This window comes from Pseudomonas sp. PS02288, assembly GCF_029959715.1.
Lineage (GTDB): Bacteria > Pseudomonadota > Gammaproteobacteria > Pseudomonadales > Pseudomonadaceae > Pseudomonas_O > Pseudomonas_O kuykendallii.
In genome coordinates this window covers 12,330-31,592 of the sequence record NZ_JASCPA010000017.1, presented here as the reverse complement: position 1 = coordinate 31,592, position 19,263 = coordinate 12,330, and the positions used below count along the sequence as shown (strand labels likewise).

The 19,263-nt window shown below is 67.9% G+C and carries 18 protein-coding genes; 5 read left to right on the top strand and 13 right to left on the bottom strand.

All coding sequences use genetic code 11. From position 1 onward, the window contains the following. Positions 1–32: 32 nt before the first annotated feature. The 3 genes from QMX85_RS09315 to QMX85_RS09305 all read right to left on the bottom strand — a co-directional run bounded on the left by QMX85_RS09315 (position 33) and on the right by QMX85_RS09305 (position 3,049). The gene (locus QMX85_RS09315) at positions 33–878 is read right to left on the bottom strand and encodes a copper resistance protein B (protein WP_282340137.1); all 846 of its coding nucleotides are present in this window, start codon (positions 876–878) and stop codon (positions 33–35) included. Then, positions 875–2,602 carry a copper resistance system multicopper oxidase gene (locus QMX85_RS09310; protein ID WP_282340135.1) on the bottom strand — a complete coding sequence of 576 codons (1,728 nt, stop codon included), beginning with the start codon at positions 2,600–2,602 and terminating at the stop codon, positions 875–877. Before QMX85_RS09310 ends, QMX85_RS09315 begins: the two co-directional genes overlap by 4 nt. A gap of 90 nt (positions 2,603–2,692) precedes the next feature. Next, positions 2,693–3,049 (bottom strand): hypothetical protein, encoded by a 357-nt coding sequence (locus QMX85_RS09305; protein WP_282340132.1) that lies wholly within the window; start codon positions 3,047–3,049, stop codon positions 2,693–2,695. Positions 3,050–3,231: 182 nt separating this feature from the next. On the opposite strand from QMX85_RS09305, the gene QMX85_RS09300 reads away from it, so the two are divergent. Then, on the top strand, positions 3,232–3,804 hold the full coding sequence (locus tag QMX85_RS09300) for a xanthine phosphoribosyltransferase (protein ID WP_282340131.1): 573 nt from the start codon (positions 3,232–3,234) through the stop codon (positions 3,802–3,804). 18 nt (positions 3,805–3,822) lie between these two features. On the opposite strand, the gene QMX85_RS09295 is transcribed toward QMX85_RS09300, so the two are convergent. The 7 genes from QMX85_RS09295 to dadA all read right to left on the bottom strand — a co-directional run bounded on the left by QMX85_RS09295 (position 3,823) and on the right by dadA (position 10,645). Then, the gene (locus QMX85_RS09295; RefSeq protein WP_282340129.1) at positions 3,823–4,344 is read right to left on the bottom strand and encodes a DNA-binding protein; all 522 of its coding nucleotides are present in this window, start codon (positions 4,342–4,344) and stop codon (positions 3,823–3,825) included. A 10-nt stretch (positions 4,345–4,354) separates the two neighbouring features. Beyond that, on the bottom strand, positions 4,355–6,487 hold the full coding sequence (locus QMX85_RS09290) for an acetyl-CoA hydrolase/transferase C-terminal domain-containing protein (RefSeq protein ID WP_282340128.1): 2,133 nt from the start codon (positions 6,485–6,487) through the stop codon (positions 4,355–4,357). A 143-nt stretch (positions 6,488–6,630) separates the two neighbouring features. Continuing rightward, positions 6,631–7,053, bottom strand: a complete 423-nt coding sequence (locus tag QMX85_RS09285) for a c-type cytochrome (RefSeq protein WP_273234127.1) — start codon at positions 7,051–7,053, stop codon at positions 6,631–6,633. Between the two features lie 136 nt (positions 7,054–7,189). After that, a complete protein-coding gene (locus QMX85_RS09280) occupies positions 7,190–7,738 on the bottom strand; it encodes a cupin domain-containing protein (protein ID WP_090224349.1) in 549 nt (182 codons plus the stop codon). A 141-nt stretch (positions 7,739–7,879) separates the two neighbouring features. Continuing rightward, positions 7,880–8,968, bottom strand: a complete 1,089-nt coding sequence (gene alr / locus QMX85_RS09275) for an alanine racemase (RefSeq protein ID WP_273234124.1) — start codon at positions 8,966–8,968, stop codon at positions 7,880–7,882. Between the two features lie 53 nt (positions 8,969–9,021). After that, positions 9,022–9,372: a RidA family protein gene (locus tag QMX85_RS09270; protein WP_282340125.1), complete on the bottom strand. Its 351-nt coding sequence runs from the start codon at positions 9,370–9,372 to the stop codon at positions 9,022–9,024. Then, positions 9,347–10,645, bottom strand: coding sequence for a D-amino acid dehydrogenase (dadA, locus tag QMX85_RS09265; protein WP_282340123.1), 1,299 nt, complete (start codon positions 10,643–10,645; stop codon positions 9,347–9,349). The genes QMX85_RS09270 and dadA overlap by 26 nt, the downstream gene beginning before the upstream one ends. Before the next feature lie 156 nt (positions 10,646–10,801). Here dadA and dadR point away from each other — a divergent pair, with 156 nt between their 5' ends. Continuing rightward, positions 10,802–11,290, top strand: a complete 489-nt coding sequence (gene dadR / locus QMX85_RS09260) for a transcriptional regulator DadR (protein ID WP_090224356.1) — start codon at positions 10,802–10,804, stop codon at positions 11,288–11,290. A 202-nt stretch (positions 11,291–11,492) separates the two neighbouring features. Further along, positions 11,493–12,815, top strand: a complete 1,323-nt coding sequence (locus QMX85_RS09255; protein WP_282340120.1) for an FAD-binding oxidoreductase — start codon at positions 11,493–11,495, stop codon at positions 12,813–12,815. Between the two features lie 14 nt (positions 12,816–12,829). Here the strand turns inward: QMX85_RS09255 and QMX85_RS09250 are convergent, their stop codons facing one another. Continuing rightward, positions 12,830–13,108, bottom strand: a complete 279-nt coding sequence (locus tag QMX85_RS09250; protein ID WP_282340118.1) for a DUF1127 domain-containing protein — start codon at positions 13,106–13,108, stop codon at positions 12,830–12,832. Between the two features lie 165 nt (positions 13,109–13,273). Here QMX85_RS09250 and QMX85_RS09245 point away from each other — a divergent pair, with 165 nt between their 5' ends. Then, the gene (locus QMX85_RS09245) at positions 13,274–14,692 is read left to right on the top strand and encodes a PLP-dependent aminotransferase family protein (RefSeq protein ID WP_282340116.1); all 1,419 of its coding nucleotides are present in this window, start codon (positions 13,274–13,276) and stop codon (positions 14,690–14,692) included. A 99-nt stretch (positions 14,693–14,791) separates the two neighbouring features. Next, positions 14,792–16,324: a phospholipase D family protein gene (locus QMX85_RS09240; protein WP_282340114.1), complete on the top strand. Its 1,533-nt coding sequence runs from the start codon at positions 14,792–14,794 to the stop codon at positions 16,322–16,324. An 18-nt stretch (positions 16,325–16,342) separates the two neighbouring features. Here the strand turns inward: QMX85_RS09240 and QMX85_RS09235 are convergent, their stop codons facing one another. Next, positions 16,343–17,491: an MFS transporter gene (locus tag QMX85_RS09235; protein WP_282340112.1), complete on the bottom strand. Its 1,149-nt coding sequence runs from the start codon at positions 17,489–17,491 to the stop codon at positions 16,343–16,345. Positions 17,492–17,708: 217 nt separating this feature from the next. Continuing rightward, positions 17,709–19,199 (bottom strand): aldehyde dehydrogenase, encoded by a 1,491-nt coding sequence (locus QMX85_RS09230; protein ID WP_282340110.1) that lies wholly within the window; start codon positions 19,197–19,199, stop codon positions 17,709–17,711. Positions 19,200–19,263 lie beyond the last annotated feature (64 nt).

Sequence of the window (19,263 nt, the reverse complement as noted above, 5' to 3'; positions counted from 1 at the left end):
GAGGCGCACAACCGGGGCTTAGCCCTTTTCCGTCAGAACCAGAAGCGCAGGCCGGCGACCAGGCGCGAGTCGCTGCGGGCCTCGTCCCGATCCTCCCCGAGCGACGCGGTTTCGCCGAAGCGGCGGGTCCACTCGAGGCCGACATAGGGCGCGAACTGCGGCGTGACCTCGTAGCGCAGCCGCAACCCGAAACGGCCCTCGGCGAGCCCGCTGCCGATCGTCCTGGCGCGGTCGTCCTTGCCGTAGGCTTCCAGCTCCAGCTGCGGCGCCAGCACCAGCTTCTGGCTCAGTTGCAGCTCGCGCTCGACCTCCAGCCGCGCCGCACTGCGGCCGTTCGGCCCCAGGTAGGCGCTGGCCTGCACCTCGAACCACCAGGGCGTGGTGCCGGCGATGCCGAAGGCCAGCCATTGCCGGTCGGGATCGCTGCCGAAGTCCTGGCGTACACCCAGGCGGCTGTCCCAGAAGGCCGCGACGGCATGCGACCAGAGCAGCTCCGCGCGCCCTTCGCTCTCGCCGCCAGCACGCTCACCTTCGCTCTGCAGCCAGAGCTTGTCGGTATCGCCGCCCCACCAGGCGTCCGCGTCCCAGGCCAGGCCGTTGTCATCGCGCCCGTCGCGGTATTCGAGCCGCTCGAACAGCACCTGATGGGCCAGCGACTCGCCGTGGCGGTGCTGGTCGTGACTGGCCGGCATCGGCATCGGCGGCGCCTGCTCTTCGCGCGGCAGGATGCGGTTGGCGTCTCCCGCATCGGCCGCCGGCGCCGGCATGCCGTGGTCCATCATCCCCATGCCATGCATGTCGTGCGTCATGCCGGGCATTTCCTCGGCCTGCAGCGCCGGAGCGAGCGCCAGCGCGGCGATCATCAGTAAACGCCTCATGCGACCACCACCTTGCGGAACATGCCCGCTTCCATGTGATACAGCAGGTGGCAATGGAACGCCCATTCACCGGGCGCATCGGCGCTGACCAGCAGCGCCACCTGCTTGCCCGGCTGGACGTTGACGGTGTGCTTGCGCAGCAGCACGCCGCTCGCCTCGTTCTCCACCTCGAAGAACATCCCGTGCAGGTGGATCGGGTGATTCATCATGGTGTCGTTGATCAGCCGCAGGCGCAGGCGTTCGCCGTAACGCAGGGGGATCGGCTCGGCCTCGTTGTACTTCAGCCCGTCGAAGCCCCAGACGAAACGCTGCATGTTGCCGGTCAGGCGCAGCACGAGGTCGCGCGCCGGCGGTCGAGGGTCGAGGCCGCCGCCCAGGGTGCGCAGGTCGGCGTAGGTCAGCACGCGACGGCCGTTGCCGCGCAGCCGCGGGCCGGGATCATCCAGCACGTCGGACGGATTGGCGACGCGCATGTCGACCTGCGCCGAGGTCGGCAAGGGCGCGCTGGCGGGCATGGCGGCGTGATCCATCCCGGCCATCGATCCATGATCCATCCCCGACATTGCCATGTGTTCCATGCCGGCCATGGTTTCCTCGCCGTGGCCCATGTCGCGCATGTCCAGCCAGACCGGCGGATCGAGGCGCGGCACCGCCGCCTGCATGCCGGCCACCGGCGCCAGGGTCGCGCGGGCGTAGCCGCTGCGGTCCATGGACTGGCAGAAGATGCTGTAGGCCTGCGCGTCCGGCATGCGCACCAGCACGTCGTAGGTCTCACCGGGGGCGATGCGGAACTCGTCCACCGTCACCTCGGCCACCGCCTGGCCGTCGGTGGCGACCACCGTCAGCGGCAGGCCGGGAATCCGCACGTCGAAGTAGGTCGAGGTGCCGGCATTGATGAAGCGCAGGCGCACCCGCTCGCCGGGCTCGGCGATGGCCGTCCAGTTGGCCGCCGGCGTGGCGCCATTGACCAGGTAGGTGTAGGTGGCGCCGGACACGTCCTGCAGGTCGGTGGGGCCCATGCGCATGCGGTTCCACATAGCGCGCTTGTCCCAGGCGGCGGCCAGGCCGAGGGTTTCGACGTCGCGGGCGAACTGCGCCACGCTGGGCTTGGCGCGGGCGAAGTATTCGCTGTCCGCCTTCAGCCGGCCGAAGATGCGCATCGGGTCCTCGTCGGTCCAGTCGCTGAGCATCAGGGTGTAGTCGCGCTCCACCGCCTGCGGCTCGCCGTGTTCGGGCTCGACCAGCAGCGCACCGTAGAGCCCGGTCTGCTCCTGAAAGCCGCTGTGGCCGTGATACCAGTAGGTGCCGGCCTGCAGCACGCGGAAGCGGTAGGTGAAGCTTTCCCCCGGCGCGATGCCGGCGAAGCTGATGCCGGGCACGCCGTCCATGTCGGCGGGCAGGAGGATGCCGTGCCAGTGGATCGAGCTGGGCACGGCGAGGCGGTTGGTCACCCGCAGGCTGACCTCCTCGCCCTGCCGCCAGCGCAGGGTCGGCGCCGGCAGCGAGCCGTTCACCGTGGTGGCGAGCGCCGCGCGGCCGGTGTAGTTGACCGCCTGCTCGGCGATCTCCAGCTCGAAGCGATTACCCGAGAGTTGCCGCGGCGAAGGCGCGACGGCCTGCGCCAGCGCGCCCTGCGGCCAGCCGCCGGCGAGCGCCAATGCGCCACCGGCGCCCAGGCCCTGGACGAAACGGCGCCGCGAAAGCGCCGGAAAGGATGCGTTCATCTGTGAAATCCTGATCGGGCGGAACAGGCGCGGTCGTGCAAGGACGACGGCGGCTGTCCGCGAAAGTCGAAAGAGAAGGAAAACGCGCGATCAGGCGAGGGAGCGCGGCGGGCGCCGCAAGGGATCGGGGATGATGCTGCGGTAACGCTCGGGATCGCCGAGCAGGGGCGCGGCGTGCGCGGGCGCGGCGCCTGGCTGGATCAGGCTGGACGGCAACGGCAGGGCGAAGCAGGCCAGGCAGCAGAGCCCGAGGTCGTGGTCCATCGCGGCCGACGAACCGTCGCAGGAGGCATCCATCGCGGCAGGGGCCGACGCCGTCATCGGGCCGCCGTCATGGCTGGTCATCGGCATCTGCGTGCAGTCGATCATCGACGCCGCCGCCATCCCGCGCCCCGCCGTGGTGGCGAGCAGCAGCAACATGAGCAGGATGTGCAACGGACGATTCATCGGGGCGATCCGCGTGGGCGTGAACGGATTCTAACCGAGCCAGAGACGAAGAACAGCGGCGCGACACGCCTGCTTGACCTATTGCAAGGTTTCCGCCCGGCGGCCGGTGGAATTGACGGGCATACCGAGCCGTTTTGCGGGAGAATGCGCGGCTTTCCTTGGGGTCGCAGGGGGCCGCGTTCGTGGAACTGTTGAAAGAGAAAATTCGCACCGAAGGCATCGTGCTGTCGGAGCAGGTGCTGAAGGTCGACGCCTTCCTCAACCACCAGATCGATCCGCGGCTGATGCAGCAGATCGGCCACGCCTTCGCCGAGCGCTTCCGCGATCAGGGCATCACCAAGATCGTCACCATCGAGGCCTCGGGCATCGCGCCGGCGGTGATGGCCGGCCTGGAGCTCGGCGTGCCGGTGATCTTCGCCCGCAAGTACCAGTCGCTGACCCTGCGGGATAACCTGTACATCTCCAAGGTGTTCTCCTTCACCAAGCAGACCGAAAGCACCATCGCCATCTCCGCCAAGCACCTGCACGCCAATGACCACGTGCTGGTAATCGACGACTTCCTCGCCAACGGCCACGCCGCCAAGGCCCTGCTCGACCTGATCGGCCAGGCCGGCGCCAGCGTCGCCGGGCTCGGCATCGTCATCGAGAAGTCCTTCCAGGAAGGCCGCAGCCTGCTGGAAAACGAGGGCTACCGCGTCGAATCCCTGGCCCGGGTGAAATCGCTGAAAGACGGCAAGGTCACCTTCGTCGACTGACCGGCGGCGACGGCCGACTCAGTGCGGCGGTCGCCACAACCCCACCAGCAGCCCCTGACTGCCGGCCACCGGATCGGTCAGTGGCGGCGCGACGCGGGCGATGCGCGCACGGTGGGCGTCATGGGTCGCCGCGTCAGGGCGCTGCAGGTCGAAGTCGCACTCCGGTGGATAGGCGCCGACCACCAGGAAATCCTCGCTGGCCTGCAGCCGACAATGCCCGGTGCCGGCCGGCAGCACCAGCGCATCGCCGGCGCGCACCTCCACCTCGGTTCCCGACTCGCCGCCCAGCAGCAGGCGCGCCCAGCCGCTCGCCACACCCAGCGCCTCGTGGGTGTCGGCGTGGTAGTGCTGATAGTCGAACACGCTCGCGCGCCAGCGCGGCGGCCACAGGTGGCTGGCGAACAGCCCCTCGAAACGCTCGGCGAGCGCGTCCTGACCGAGCGGCAATCGACGGTAGATGAGCACCGGCAACGGGCTGTTCGGCGTGCGCCCATCGCTGGCGAAATGCAGGGTCTCCGGTCTCGGCGCGGTGCTTGGCATCGCTCGCTCCTCAGTGTTGGGCGGTGGCCTTCAGGCCGGCCAGCACCAGTTTCTGGTAAAGCTGCTCGCGCAGGCCCTCGGGTTTTTCCAGCCCCATGCGCTCAAGGTGCGCGGCATAGGCGGCCGGCTCCGGCAGGTCGAACAGCGTGGCCATGCCCAGTTCGAGAATCTCGCTGAGCTTGAGCTTGCTCTTCAGCCAGCGCAGCGCGCGCAGCAGCGCCTGCTCCTCGGCCGTGAAATCGCAACCCAGCGGGTATTCGGCGAACAGCCGCGGATGCTGCGACTGCACGTCGAGCAGTCGCCAGGGCGTGTTCTGCCGGTGGACCCAGTCCAGCTGGAAGTCCGCCGACAGCTTGCCGGCCTTCTGCGCCTGCTCGATCAGCGCGTCCTGGAACCGTGAGTCGGCGATGCGCAGCAGCGCCTTGATCACCTCCTCGTCGTTCTTGCCGCGCAGGTCGGCGATGCCGTACTCGGTGACGACGATGTCGCGCAGGTGGCGCGGAATGGTCGTGTGGCCGTACTGCCAGACGATGTTCGAGCTGGCCTCGCCGCCCGACTCGCGCCAGGCGCGCAGCATCAGGATCGAGCGCGCGCCCTCCAGCTCGTGGGCCTGGGCGAAGAAGTCGTACTGCCCGCCAACGCCGCTGAGCACGCGGCCGTCCTCCAACTGGTCGGCGACGCCGGCGCCGAGCAGAGTCACGGTGAAGGCGCTGTTGATGAAGCGCGCATCGCGCCGCTGCAGGCGCTTGAGCTCCTCGTCGCCATACAGGCGGTTGATGAAGCCGATGCCGGTCATGCCGATCCGCTGGCGCTGCGCGTGGCTCATCTGCCGCAGGCGCTCGTAGAAAGCCTGCGGGCCGAGGAAGAAGCCACCGTGCACCAGCACGCCGGCAGCCTGCCCGAGGTATTCGCTCAGTGCCTGCTCGCTGGCACGGTCGTTGAGATCGGCGCTGACCAGCCGCCCGCCCGGCAGGCGTACGCCGTCCCGCTCCAGACGGAGCTCGCCGTCGAGCAGGCCGTGGCGCTGCAACCAGAGCAGGCTGCGCGGCGTGATCCGCGCCGGCAGCCCGGCGGCGACCAGCGTACCCAGGCTGCGCGGCCTGCCGTGGGCATCCAGCGCGCCGAGGTTGGCCATCCGTTGCAGGCGCGCGTCGGCGTACACGGGGCGGCGCACCACGCCGGCCTCCATCAGCGCCAGCATGCCGAGCACGAACATCTCGCTGCAGCCGTAGAGGCCCTCGGCGAACGGCGCCAGGCCACCCTCGCGCTCGATCAGCTCGCCCCAGCCCTGCGGCACGCGAAGCTCCTCGAGCACCGCCCGGTAGCCGGCGTTGTCGGCCTGGCGCGCCAGCAGCGCCGCACTCAGCGCATCGCCCATGGCGCCGATGCCGATCTGCAGTGTGCCGCCGTCGCGCACCAGCGTGCTGGCGTGCAGGCCGATGGCGTGGTCCTGCAGGCTGACCGGCATGTTCGGCGTGGAGAACAGCGTGTCGAGCTCGGGCGGCTCGATCAGCAGGTCGAACTCGTCCTCGGGCAACTCGGCGTCGCCGGGCATGTACGGCAGGTCGGCATGCACCTGGGCGACGCTGAGCAGGGTTTCGCCGGCCTCGCGGCGACGCTTGAGCAGCGGCATCAGGTCGAGGGTGATGTCCGGGTTGCAGGACAGGCTCAGGCAATCCGGATCGTCGCGGCGGCGGGCCACCAGTTGCGCCACCAGGTTGATGCCCTTGCGGTCGAGGTCGCGCGCCACCTGGCTGTAGTTCAGGCTGATGTAGCCGCGCTGTGCCTGCGGGCTGTCCAGCAGGCTGCCGGGCTGCAGGTAGAACTCCTCGATGTGGATGTTCGCCGGCAGCTCGCCGCGTTGCAGGTCCAGGCGATAGTCGAGCTCGGGATAATCGCCGAACACCCGTTCGACGAACGGCCCGAGCAGCCGCTGCTCGAGTTCGCTGTGGGCCTGCGGGCGGCCCAGCGACAATGCGGTGTAGATCGTCAGCTCACGCTGCGGCGTTTGCTTGATGCGCTGGTAGAGCGCATTGGCGAATCGATTCGGCTTGCCCAGCCCCAGCGGCAGGCCCAGGCGAATGTGACCCTCGATGCGTGCCAGCACGGCATCGACGGCCTGTTCCAGCGTGCAGGAAGGCACCGGCGGACTCCTTGGCGAATGCGTCGGAGTTTGGACCCGCCCGGATGCCGCTTTGATCCCCGCGGGCGCGCGGGCGCCGGGGGAGGCGAATCGCAGGCATGAAAAAGCCGCCCGGAGGCGGCTCTTTCAGCGAAGACGTGCGATCAGAGGCCGGACATCTTCTTGATGGCGCCACGCAGGTCGTCATCGGAGCAGGTCGCGCAGGTGCCTTTCGGCGGCATGGCGTTGATCCCGCTGATGGCCTTGGCCAGCAGACCGTCGAGGCCACCCTGTTCGTCGGCACGGGTTTTCCAGGCCGCGGCATCACCGATCTTCGGTGCACCGAGCACGCCAGCGCCATGGCAGGCATTGCAGTGCTTGGCAATCACGTCATCGGGGCTCATGCCACCGCCGGAAGCCGACGCGGCAACGGCGGCGACGCCCTTGCATTCCTGGCCGCTCACGCATACTTCGCCAACCGGCTTGAGGCGTGCGGCAATCTCATCATTGGTCGCAGCCTGAGCGCTCATCGCCCACAGGGCCAGCGCGGCGGCATTCGCCACCAGCATCTTGTTTATCCAGTTCACCCTTACACCCTCATCGTGGCTAGAAACGCTCGCGGCCACGGTTTCGCGAGCGGGCGCCAGTATACCGATAAGCCCGCCCAGCCGAAACAACCCTGCGCCATGCATGGGCTTGCGGCATCGCGTCGCAGCCGTGGCCTCAGAAGTTGGCAGGGGTGGTGGCGCTGATCAGTCGCGCGGGCTTGTCGAAGGGGTTGCGGAAGCGATGTGGCTTGTTGCTCTCGAAGTAGTAGCTGTCGCCACTCTCGAGCACGAACAGCTCGCCGGAGACGGTCAGTTCGAGGCGCCCGTCGATCAGCATGCCGGCCTCTTCGCCGTCGTGGTTGAGCATCTCCGCGCCGGTATCGGCCCCCGGCGGGTAGGTTTCGTCGAGAAAGGCGATGGCGCGGCTGGGATGGGCCTTGCCGATCAGCTTCATGGTCACGGCGCCGTCGGAGATGTCGAGCAGCTCGCTGGCGCGGTAGACCACCTGGGTCTGGTTGTCCTGTTCGAAATCCAGGGAAAAGAACTCCACCAGCGACATCGGAATGCCGCCGAGCACTTTCTTCAGGGAGCTGATCGAGGGGCTGACGCTGTTCTTCTCGATCATCGAGATGGTGCTGTTGGTGACGCCCGCACGCTTGGCGAGTTCACGCTGAGAGAGGCCTTTGTGCTTGCGGATGGATTGCAGTCGAACACCGACGTCCAATGGTTGAACCCTCCTCGAGGGGATAGCTGCGGTCGAAGTGGGCCGTATCATCGCACAGCGTTCGGAATTTACAACGCTGCGATCAGGTTTCCCGCACAAAAGCGCCGCATCCCAGGATTCGCGCGGCCTGCAGAGGGGCCTTCAGTGGCCCGAATGGACGCGCGGTACGCGCTTCAGGTTGCACATCAGCTGGTAGGGAATGGTTTCGGCCCGGGCGGCGACCTCGCTCACCGAAACGGATTTGCCCCAGAACTCCACCCGGCTGCCGAGCCCGGCCTGCGGCAGGTCCGTCAGGTCGACAGTGAGCATGTCCATCGAGACGCGCCCGATGAGCCGGCTCGGCTGGCCGTCGATGCTCACCGGCGTGCCGCTCGGAGCGTGCCGCGGGTAACCGTCGGCATAGCCCATGGCGACCACCCCGACGCGCGTCGGGCGCTCGCTGACGAAGCGTGCGCCGTAGCCCACCGGCTCGCCGGCGGGCAGCTCGCGCACGCAGATGATCTTCGATTCGAGGGTCATCACCGGCTGTAGCCGGTCGGCCAACGGGTGCGCCTCTTCGAAGGGCGTGGCGCCGTAGAGCATGATCCCCGGCCGCAGCCAGTCGCTCGGGCGCTGCTGGGGAAAGAGCTGCGGCCAGCCCAGCAGCGCCGGCGAGTTGCGCAGGCTGACTTCCGCGGCGAGCCCTTCGCGGGCCGTCTCGAACACCGCGAGCTGCTCCGCCGTGCGGCCGTGGTCCAGCTCATCGGCGCGGGCGAAGTGGGTCATCAGCACGACCTTGGCCACCTTGCCGCTGGCCAGCAGCCGCCGGTGGCCCTGCTGGAACTCCGCCGGATGCAGGCCGACGCGGTGCATGCCGCTGTCGAGCTTGAGCCAGACGCACAGCGGCCGGCTCAGCGCGGCGCGCTCGATGGCCTCGATCTGCCAGGTCGAATGCACCACGCACCACAGGTCGTGCTCGGCGATCAGCGCCAGCTCATCGGCCTCGAAGAAGCCTTCCAGCAGCAGGATCGGCGCGCGGATACCGGCGGCGCGCAGCTCCAGCGCTTCCTCTATCATCGCCACGGCGAAACCGTCCGCCTCGTCGGCCAGCACCGCCGCGCATTCCAGTGCGCCATGCCCATAGGCATCCGCCTTGACCACGGCGAGGGCGCGCGCGCCGCCCACTTCGCGGGCCAGGCGGTAGTTGTGGCGGAAGGCTTGCAGGTCGATCAGGGCACGGGCGGGGCGCATGGTTCGGGACTTCTGAAAGATTGAAAGAGGCCCGGCGCGAGGCCGGGCAGCGGTCAGGCCTGAGCGGCGATCACGCTCATTTCCACCCGCACACGCGGGTCGTAGAGCGCGGCCTCGACGCAGGCGCGGGCTGGCGTGGCGCCCTCGGCGACCCAGGCGTCCCACTCCAGGTTCAACCCGGCGTAGTCGGCCATGTCCTTGAGGTAGATGGTCACCGAAAGGATCTTAGACTTGTCGCTGCCCGCCTCGGCCAGGAAGCGGTCGATGCTGGCCAGGGTCTCGCGGGTCTGCGCGCGGATGTCGCCGGCGTAGTCGTCGGCCAGTTGCCCCGCCAGGTAGACGGTGCCGTTATGGATGACGATTTCGCTGAAGCGCTTTTCAGTGCGCAGGCGCTGGATGGACATGCTTGTGGGTCTCCTGTGAATTGCCGTAGCGGGTGATGTCCAGGCCTTCGGCGCTGATCTGCGGGCGCTTCTGCGCCATCAGGTCGGCGAGGAAACGGCCGGATCCGCAGGCCATGGTCCAGCCCAGGGTACCGTGTCCGGTATTGAGGAACAGGTTGCGGAACGGCGTGGCGCCAACGATCGGCGTGCCGTCCGGGGTCGCCGGGCGCAGGCCGGTCCAGAACTCGGCCTGGGCGAGGTCGCCGCCCTCGGGATAGAGGTCGTTGACCAGCATCTCCAGGGTGGCGCGGCGGCGCGGGCTGAGGCTCAGGTCGAAGCCGGCGATCTCGGCCATGCCGCCCACGCGGATGCGATTGTCGAAGCGGGTCATGGCGACCTTGTAGGTCTCGTCGAGGATCGTCGAGCTGGGCGCCATCGCCGCATTGGTGATCGGCACGGTCAGCGAGTAACCCTTGAGCGGATAGACCGGCGCGCGGATGCCCAGCGGCTTGAGCAGCTGCGGGCTGTAGCTGCCCAGGGCCAGCACGTAGCGGTCGGCGGTTTCCAGCTTGCCGTCGATCCACACGCCGTTGATCCGGTCGCCGGCGAAATCCAGGCGCTGGATGTTCTGCCCGAAGCGGAATTCGACGCCCAGCGCGCGGGCCATTTCCGCCAGCCGCGTGGTGAACATCTGGCAGTCGCCGGTCTGGTCGTTGGGCAGGCGCAGGGCGCCGGCGAGCTTGTCGGTGACCTTGGCCAGCGCCGGCTCGACCCGGGCGATGCCGGCACGGTCGAGCAGTTCGTAGGGCACGCCGGACTGTTCCAGCACGGCGATGTCCTTGGCCGCGGCATCCAGTTGCGCCTGGGTGCGGAACAGCTGAGTGGTGCCGAGCTGGCGGCCTTCGTAGGCGATGCCGGTTTCCGCACGCAGTTCGTCGAGGCAGTCACGGCTGTATTCCGAGAGGCGCACCATGCGCTCCTTGTTCACCGCGTAGCGCGCCGCCGTGCAGTTGCGCAGCATCTGCGCCATCCAGAGGTACTGCTGAACGTCGCCGGTGGCCTTGATCGCCAGCGGAGCGTGCTTCTGCAGCAGCCACTTCATCGCCTTGAACGGCACGCCGGGCGCCGCCCAGGGCGAGGCGTAGCCGGGCGAGACCTGGCCGGCGTTGGCGAAACTGGTTTCCATGGCAGGCGCGGGCTGGCGGTCGACGACCGTCACCTCGAAGCCGGCACGGGCCAGATAGTAGGCGCTGGCGGTACCAATGACACCGCTACCGAGAACCAGAACACGCATGCTGCCTCCTCGCCCGGACGCCATCCGAACGGCTAAGTTTTTCGAACCCGAATGTGCGGCAGTATATGGAGCAATAAGCAGTGATTTTGACTATTTAAAAAGCTATATTTGGCGACAAATCTGGGCCGAAAGGCTTTTTGTGGAGGGCTATCTCCTGTGAGAACTCAGCACCAATCGCGCCGCGAGCTGGACAAGATCGACCGCAACATCCTGCGCATCCTGCAAGAAGAAGGCCGCATCTCCTTCACCGAGCTGGGCGAGCGCATCGGTCTCTCCACCACCCCCTGCACCGAGCGGGTCCGCCGGCTGGAACGCGAGGGCATCATCATGGGCTACTCGGCGCGGCTCAATCCGCAGCACCTGAAGTCCAGCCTGCTGGTGTTCGTGCAGATCAGCCTCGATTACAAGTCCGGCGACACCTTCGAGGAGTTCCGCCGCGCCGTGCTCAAGTTGCCCCACGTGCTCGAGTGCCACCTGGTGTCCGGCGACTTCGACTACCTGGTGAAGGCGCGGATCAACGAGATGGCGTCCTACCGCAAGCTGCTCGGCGACATCCTTCTCAAGTTGCCGCACGTGCGCGAATCGAAAAGCTACATCGTCATGGAAGAGGTGAAGGAAAGCCTCAACCTGCCGGTGCCGGACTGATTTCGAAGGCGCCTAGTCCTCGGACGGTGCGCCGGCCGATCGGTTCGCCCGGGCGGTGAAGCGCGCATCGTCGCGACGCCGCCGCGCCAAGCCGATCAGCGGCATCCTGACACTTCCGCCGCGGCCTCCGGGCCTTGATGCTCGACGGTGTCACCCCTATGCTGCGTAAAATTTTCCACACACCCCAATCAGGATTTCACACATGAGCGCTCGCGTTCGGCTTCCGGTGCACACGGATCGGCATGCTCCTTCCTATTACACCGCCACCGCCAACCAGGCGCTCAGCTACCCGCCGCTGCGCGACGCCCTGCGCGTCGACGTGTGCATCGTCGGCGGCGGCTTCAGCGGGCTCAACACCGCCATCGAACTGGCCGAACGGGGGTTCTCCGTGGCGCTGCTGGAGGCGCGGCAGATCGGCTGGGGCGCCAGCGGACGCAACGGCGGCCAGCTGATTCGCGGCGTCGGCCACGGCGTCGAGCAGTTCCGCCCGGTGCTCGGCGAGGACGGCGTGCGCTCACTCAAGCTGATGGGCCTGGAAGCCGTGGAAATCGTCCGCCGGCGCATCGAGAAGCACGCCATCGACTGCGACCTGACCTGGGGCTACTGCGACCTGGCGAACAAGCCGGCCGACCTGGCCGGTTTCGCCGAGGACATGGCCGAGCTGCAGGGGCTGGGCTATCGGCATCCGCTGCGCCTACTGCAACCGGGCGAGATGCACAGCGTGGTGGGCTCGGACCGCTACGTCGGCGGGCTGATCGACATGGGTTCCGGCCACCTGCATCCGCTCAACCTCGCGCTCGGCGAGGCCGCCGCCGCCGCCGCGCTGGGCGTGCGCCTGTTCGAGCATTCCGAAGTGATACGCATCGAGTACGGCGACGGGGTGAAAGTGCATACCGAACAGGGCCGCGTCTGCGCCAAGACCCTGGTGCTCGCCTGCAATGCCTACATCAAGGACCTAGAGCCGCGGCTCGGCGGCAGGGTACTGCCCGCCGGCAGCTACGTGATCGCCACCGAGCCGCTTTCCGAGGAGCAGGCGCAGGCGCTGATCCCGCAGAACATGGCGCTCTGTGACCAGCGCGTGGCGCTGGACTACTATCGCCTGTCCGCCGACCGCCGCCTGCTGTTCGGCGGAGCCTGCCACTATTCAGGGCGCGACCCGGCGGACATCGCCGACTACATGCGACCGAAGATGCTCAAGGTCTTCCCGCAACTGGAAAACACCCGTATCGACTACCAGTGGGGCGGGATGATCGGCATCGGCGCCAATCGCCTGCCGCAGATCGGCCGCTTCGCCGATCGCCCCAACGTGTATTACGCGCAGGCGTATTCCGGCCATGGACTGAACGCTACCCACCTGGCTGGCAAGCTGCTCGCCGAAGCCATCAGCGGGCAGCAGGGCGGCGGCTTCGACCTGTTCGACAAGGTTCCGCACATCACCTTTCCGGGCGGCAAACGCCTGCGCTCGCCGATGCTCGCCCTGGGCATGCTCTGGTACCGCTTCAAGGAAGCCACCGGGCTGGCGTGACACGGGCGTCGTCCTCACCGGTCCGGGCGCGTCCCGCGTCCGGTCTCGCGCCAGAGCGTCCAGATCGATTTTTCCGCCTCGGCCAAGGCATCGGCGCGGCTCAGGCCGATGTCGTGCAAGGCGTGGCGGCTGAGGCTCAGCAGCGCCTTGCGGGTGCGCAGGGCGCGCCAGAACACCACCCAGCGCCCCTCGCCCACAGGCACGGACGCCACCAGGCGCAGGGTGGGGCGCCGATCCCCCAGCACCGGTCCGGGTTCGACGAGTTCCTCGCAGCTTTCGATCGAGTCGCGCATCGCGCTCTCCTTGCCTTCATCTGTATGGGAGAACATCATTGCGCCCATCTAAAAACCGATACAGATTCAGCGTGTGGAAATTAACCCCATACAGCCGGGCGGAAATCACCTCTGAATCGATGGTTTTTGACGTATCTGTACTGATCGCAGAGGAATCCTCAGTCGATGACGCTTTACCAGAACCTTGCCCATGTGATCGGCGCACGCATCGAGCAGGGCCTCTACCTTCCCGGCGATCGCCTGCCGTCAGTGCGCGCGCTGAGCGTCGAGCACGGCGTCAGCCTGAGCACCGTGCAGCAGGCCTACCGGCACCTCGAGGACCAGGGCCTGGCGACACCGCGGCCGAAGTCGGGCTACTTCGTGCCCGCCGCGCGCCAGGTGCCTGCGCTGCCCAACGTGATTCGCAACGCGCAGCGGCCGGTGGAGGTCTCGCAGTGGGATCAGGTGCTGGAGCAGATCGGCGGCGAGCCCAGCGAGAAGCTGATCCAGCTCGGTCGGGGGCGCCCGGACATCAGCAGCCCGACGCTGAAACCGCTGCTGCGCTCGCTGTCTCGGCTGGGCCGGCGGCAGGAGCTGAACACCCTCACCTACGGCAACATCTATGGCGACATCGGCCTGCGCGAACAGATATCGCGGCTAATGCTCGACTCCGGCTGCCAGATTCCGGCCACCGAGATCGTCGTGACCACCGGCTGCCACGAAGCGCTGTCGGCCGCCATTCGCGCCCTGTGCGAGCCCGGCGACATCGTCGCGGTGGACTCGCCGAGCTTCCATGGCGTGATGCAGGCGCTCAAGGGTTTTGGCATGAAGGCCCTGGAACTGCCCAGCGACCCGCTCACCGGGATCAGCCTGGAGGCGCTGGAGCTGGCCCTGGAGCAGTGGCCGATCAAGGCCATCCAGCTCACGCCGACCTGCAACAGCCCGCTCGGCTACGTCATGCCGGAGGCCAACAAGCGCGCCCTGCTGACGCTGGCCCAGCGCTACGACGTGGCGATCATCGAGGACGACGTCTACGGCGAACTGGCCTACCGCTACCCGCGCCCCCGCACCATCAAGTCGTTCGACGAGGATGGCCGCGTGCTGCTCTGCAGCTCCTTCTCGAAAACCCTGGCGCCCGGCATGCGGGTCGGCTGGATCGCCCCTGGCCGTTACCTGGACCGCGTGCTGCACATGAAGTACATGGGCACCGGCGCCACCGCGCAACTGCCGCAACTGGCGCTTGCCGAATTCATCAGCGGCGGCCACTACGAGCCGCACCTGCGGCGCATGCGCGCGCAGTACCAGCGCAGCCGCGACGTGATGATCGAATGGATCGCCCGCTACTTCCCGGCCGGGGTGAAGGTCAGCCAGCCGCAGGGCAGTTTCATGATCTGGGTGGAAATGCCCGAAGGCTTCGACAGCCACCGGCTGAATCGTACCCTCGCCAGCCAGGGCATACAGATCGCCACCGGCAGCATCTTTTCCGCGGCGGGAAAATACCGGAACTGCCTGCGGATGAACTACGCCAGCAAGCCCAGCACGCTGATCGAGCAGGCGGTGCGCGCCGTCGGCGAAGCGGTGGCGGCGCAGATGGCCGAAGGTTGAGCGACGCGACTGCCCGCCCTAGAGCCCTCGCGCCGCTTCGCTGAATCAAACCGCAAGAGAGCCGTCTAACCGCTAGGTTGAATGTAGCGGGAGGCTACTTTGCGTCGACATCTGCTGTTGCTGGTTGCGCTACTGCTGACCGCCTGCGCCAATCACGTGCCGATCGAGCCCAGCCAGGCGTTGCCGGCCAAGGATTCGCCGCTCGGCGCCGCCCTCATCGCCCAGGCGCAGCAGCACCCCGCGGGGCAATCCGGCTTTCGCCTGCTGTCCTCCAGCACCGAGGCGTTCATCGCCCGCGCCGAGCTGATCCGCGCCGCCCGGCAGAGCCTCGACCTGCAGTACTACATCGTCCACGATGGCCTCAGCACCCGCGCGCTGATCGACGAGTTGCTCAAGGCCGCCGACCGCGGCGTGCGCGTGCGCATTCTCCTCGACGACACCACCAGCGACGGCCAGGACGACGAGATCGCCCTGCTCGGCGCCCACCCGAACGTCCAGGTGCGGGTGTTCAACCCGCTGCACCTGGGCCGCGCCACCGGCATCACCCGCGCCCTGGGGCGGTTGTTCGACGTCACCCTGCAGCACCGCCGCATGCACAACAAACTCTGGCTGGCGGACAACGCCGTGGCGGTGGTCGGCGGGCGCAACCTGGGCGACGAGTATTTCGACGTCGAACCGAACCTGAACTTCACCGACATCGACCTGCTGGGCGCCGGCCCGGTGGCCGAGCAGCTCGGGCAGAGCTTCGATCAGTACTGGAACAGCGCGCTGAGCAGGCCGATCGAGCAATTCGTCAGCTTTCCGCCCAGCGCCCGCGACCTGGCGAAGACCCGTCGCGGACTGACCGACTACCTGAACGCGGCGCAGGTCGAGCAGCGCGAGAACTACCAGCGACTGATGGACTACCAGGACCACCCGCGCCTGGCAGGCTGGCTGGACGAGCTGATCTGGGCGCATGGCAGCGCGATGTGGGACGCACCGACCAAGATCCTCAAGAGCGAGCCCGATCCGCAGTTGCTGCTGACCTCGCAACTGGGCCCTGAGCTGACCAATGTCAGCGAGGAGCTGATGCTGATCTCCGCCTACTTCGTGCCCGCCGAGGATGGGCTGACCTACCTCACCGGGCGCGCCGACGCGGGCGTTTCGGTGAGCCTGCTGACCAACTCGCTGGAGGCCACCGACGTGCCGGCCGTGCACGGCGGCTACGCGCCCTACCGCAAGGCGCTGTTGCGTCACGGGGTGAAGCTCTTCGAGCTGCGCCGGCAGCCGGAGCAGGAGGCGTCCTACAACCTGAGCGGCTCCTCGGAATCCAGCCTGCACAGCAAGGCGCTGGTGTTCGATCGACGCAAGGTGTTCATCGGCTCGCTGAACTTCGACCCGCGCTCGATCCTCTGGAACACCGAGGTCGGCGTGCTGGTGGACAGCCCGGAGCTGGCCGGCGAGGTGCGCCGCCTGACCCTGGAAGGCATGGCGCCGGCGCTCAGCTACGAGGTGCGCCTGGAGAACGGGCGGCTAGTGTGGATCGCCGAGGACAATCGCCGCCTGCACCGCATCGACAGGGAGCCGGGCGGTGCCTGGCGCCAGATCAACGCCTGGCTGGCCAAGGTCATCGGGCTGGAACGGCTGCTCTAGGCGCCGTGTGCGCGTCTCTCACGACGGCTCCGGCGAGACGTCGGTGAAACCTCCGGGGCGCCGGATCAGCCAGACGAACACCGCCGCGCCCGCCGCCATCACCAGCGGCAACGCATGCCCGCTGAGCCACTGGCTGGCCGCGCCGGTGAGCAGCGGCCCGACCAGGCAGCCCAACCCCCAGAGCTGCGCCACGTGCGCATTGGCGCGAACCAGTTCGTCGTCGCGATAGCGCTCGCCGATGAGGATCAGCGACAGGGTGAACAACCCGCCGGCGGCGGCGCCGAACAGCACCAGCAGCGGCCAGATCGCCTGGGTGTGCAGCAGGAGCGGGATGCTCAGGCTCGACACCAGCAGGAGCACACCGCATGCGCGGAACAGCGCGCCGCGGGACATGCGGTCGGCGAGCAGGCCGATCGGCAGTTGCAGCGCGGCATCGCCGACCACCACCACGCTGGCCATCAGCAGCGCCACCTCCTGGGTGAAGCCCTGTCGCAGCCCGTAGACCGGCAGCAGCGTCAGCATCATCGCCTCGAAGGCGGCGAACAGCGCCACCGCCCAGGCGATCGCCGGAAGCTTGCGGCAGAAAGCGAACAGGCCTCGCCCGGAAGCGCCGTGGGCATCCACGCGCGGCGCGCCGGAGCGGCCGAGCAGCACCAGCGAACCGCCGACCAGCAGGCCGGTGCCGGTCCAGAACGCCGAGTCGTTGTCGGTGCCGAGCACGCTCAGCAGCAGCGGCCCGGACAGCTGGCTCAGCGCATAGCCGGTGCCATACAGGGCCACCAGGCGACCGCGCCATTTTTCCGGGGCCAACTGGTTGATCCAGCTTTCGCCGAGGATGAACACCATCGTCAGCGCCACGCCGATCCCCAGGCGCAACGCCAGCCATACCGCGTAGTGCTGCACCAGCGCCAGCAACGCCACGGATACCGCGCCGAGCAGCAGGCAGGTCTGCATCAGACGCGTGGTTCCCAGCCGGGCGGCGAGATGGCCTGCCAGCGACGCGCCGAGCAGCACGCCGACCGCCGGAGTCGCCGCCATGACGCCGATCGCGAAATTGCCGTAACCCCAGCCCTCCAGGCGCAGCGACACCAGCGGCATGGTCACGCCCAGCGCCAGCCCGATGCTGATCACCGCCGCACAGACGGCGAAATAAGTCCCCCAACGCATGGTCGATCTCTCTTCTTTCACGGCAGCAAAGCAAACGGCCGGGTTCCCAAGGAAACCCGGCCGCAGGTAGGGCTCGCAATGAGCCGGCCCCGTGTACCGGGGCGGACCTTCTTGTTCGCGGGTCGGGCCCGCTGAGCGTGTTATGGAATCTGCCGGAGCCTCGCGAGCGACAGACGAGCCTGCGCTCAACGCCGCGCAGCAGACTCCGAACGGGTTCCTACAGCTTGATCCAGGTGGACTTCAGCTCGGTGTACTTGTCGAAGGCGTGCAGCGACTTGTCGCGGCCGTTACCCGACTGCTTGAAGCCACCGAAGGGCGCCGTCATGTCGCCGCCGTCGTACTGGTTGACCCACACGCTGCCGGCGCGCAGCGCCTTGGCGGTGAGGTGCGCCTTGGACAGGTTGCTGGTCCAGACCGCGGCGGCCAGGCCGTAGACGGTGTCGTTGGCGATGGCGATGGCGTCCTCGACATCGTCGAAGGCGATCACTGACAGCACCGGGCCGAAGATCTCTTCCTTGGCGATGCGCATGGCGTTGTCCACGCCATCGAAGACGGTCGGCTCGATGTAGGTGCCACCAGTTTCCTCCAGCACCCGCTTGCCGCCGGCGACCAGCCTGGCGCCGTCGTCGTGGCCGGCCTGGATGTAGGACAGCACGTTGTTCATCTGCGTGGTGTCGACCAGGGCGCCGACGCTGGTGGCCGGATCCAGCGGGTTGCCCGGCTTCCAGGCCTTCAGCGCCTCGATCACCAGCGGCAGGAACTGGTCCTTGATCGAGCGCTCGACCAGCAGGCGCGAACCGGCGGTGCAGACTTCGCCCTGGTTGAAGGCGATGGCGCTGGCAGCGGCCTCGGCGGCGGCCTTGAGATCGGGCGCATCGGCGAAGACGATGTTCGGGCTCTTGCCGCCGGCTTCCAGCCAGACGCGCTTCATGTTCGATTCGCCGGCGTAGACCATCAGTTGCTTGGCGATCCGCGTCGAACCGGTGAACACCAGCGTGTCGACGTCCATGTGCAGCGCCAGCGCGCGGCCGACCGTGTGGCCATGGCCCGGCAGCACGTTGAGCACACCGGCCGGGATGCCCGCCTCGATGGCCAGCGCGGCGATGCGGATGGCGGTCAGCGGCGATTTTTCCGACGGCTTGAGGATCACCGAGTTGCCGGTGGCGAGCGCCGGGCCGAGCTTCCAGCTGCTCATCAGCAGCGGGAAGTTCCACGGCACGATGGCGGCGACCACGCCGACCGGTTCGCGAGTGACCAGGCCCAGCTCGTCATGCGCGGTGGCGGCGACCTCGTCGTAGATCTTGTCGATCGCCTCGCCGCTCCAACGCAATGCACGGGCGGCGGCGGGAATGTCGACGGCCATGGAATCGCTGATCGGCTTGCCCATGTCGAGGGTTTCCAGCAGGGCCAGCTCCTCGCCATTGGCTTCGATCAGGTCGGCGAAACGGATCATGATCGCCTTGCGCCGGGCGGGCGCCAAGCGCGACCAGACACCGGACTCGAACACCGCGCGGGCGTCGGCCACGGCAGCCTCGGCATCGGCCTTGTCGCAGCTGGAGACCCGTGCCAGCAGGCGGCCGTCGACCGGGCTGATGCACTCGAAGGTTTCGCCGCTGACGGCGTTGCGGTAGGCGCCGTGGACGAAGGCGCGGCCTTCGATGTGCAGGGCTTTGGCGCGCTGTTCCCAGTCGCTGCGGGTCAGGGTCATGGGGCAATCCTCTTCGTTCGTTGGACGCTGGCGCGCGTGCGGCACCGTCGCGCAAGGGTGCCGG

Excerpts from the sequence above, each read along its gene's own strand:
- QMX85_RS09315 (WP_282340137.1), bottom strand. The coding sequence starts at position 878 with ATGAGGCGTTTACTGATGATCGCCGCGCTGGCGCTCGCTCCGGCGCTG.
- QMX85_RS09310 (WP_282340135.1), bottom strand. The coding sequence starts at position 2,602 with ATGAACGCATCCTTTCCGGCGCTTTCGCGGCGCCGTTTCGTCCAGGGC.
- QMX85_RS09305 (WP_282340132.1), bottom strand. The coding sequence starts at position 3,049 with ATGAATCGTCCGTTGCACATCCTGCTCATGTTGCTGCTGCTCGCCACC.
- QMX85_RS09295 (WP_282340129.1), bottom strand. The coding sequence starts at position 4,344 with ATGCCAAGCACCGCGCCGAGACCGGAGACCCTGCATTTCGCCAGCGAT.
- alr (WP_273234124.1), bottom strand. The coding sequence starts at position 8,968 with ATGCGCCCCGCCCGTGCCCTGATCGACCTGCAAGCCTTCCGCCACAAC.
- QMX85_RS09270 (WP_282340125.1), bottom strand. The coding sequence starts at position 9,372 with ATGTCCATCCAGCGCCTGCGCACTGAAAAGCGCTTCAGCGAAATCGTC.
- dadA (WP_282340123.1), bottom strand. The coding sequence starts at position 10,645 with ATGCGTGTTCTGGTTCTCGGTAGCGGTGTCATTGGTACCGCCAGCGCC.
- QMX85_RS09255 (WP_282340120.1), top strand. The coding sequence starts at position 11,493 with ATGAGCGCTCGCGTTCGGCTTCCGGTGCACACGGATCGGCATGCTCCT.
- QMX85_RS09250 (WP_282340118.1), bottom strand. The coding sequence starts at position 13,108 with ATGCGCGACTCGATCGAAAGCTGCGAGGAACTCGTCGAACCCGGACCG.
- QMX85_RS09245 (WP_282340116.1), top strand. The coding sequence starts at position 13,274 with ATGACGCTTTACCAGAACCTTGCCCATGTGATCGGCGCACGCATCGAG.
- QMX85_RS09235 (WP_282340112.1), bottom strand. The coding sequence starts at position 17,491 with ATGCGTTGGGGGACTTATTTCGCCGTCTGTGCGGCGGTGATCAGCATC.
- QMX85_RS09230 (WP_282340110.1), bottom strand. The coding sequence starts at position 19,199 with ATGACCCTGACCCGCAGCGACTGGGAACAGCGCGCCAAAGCCCTGCAC.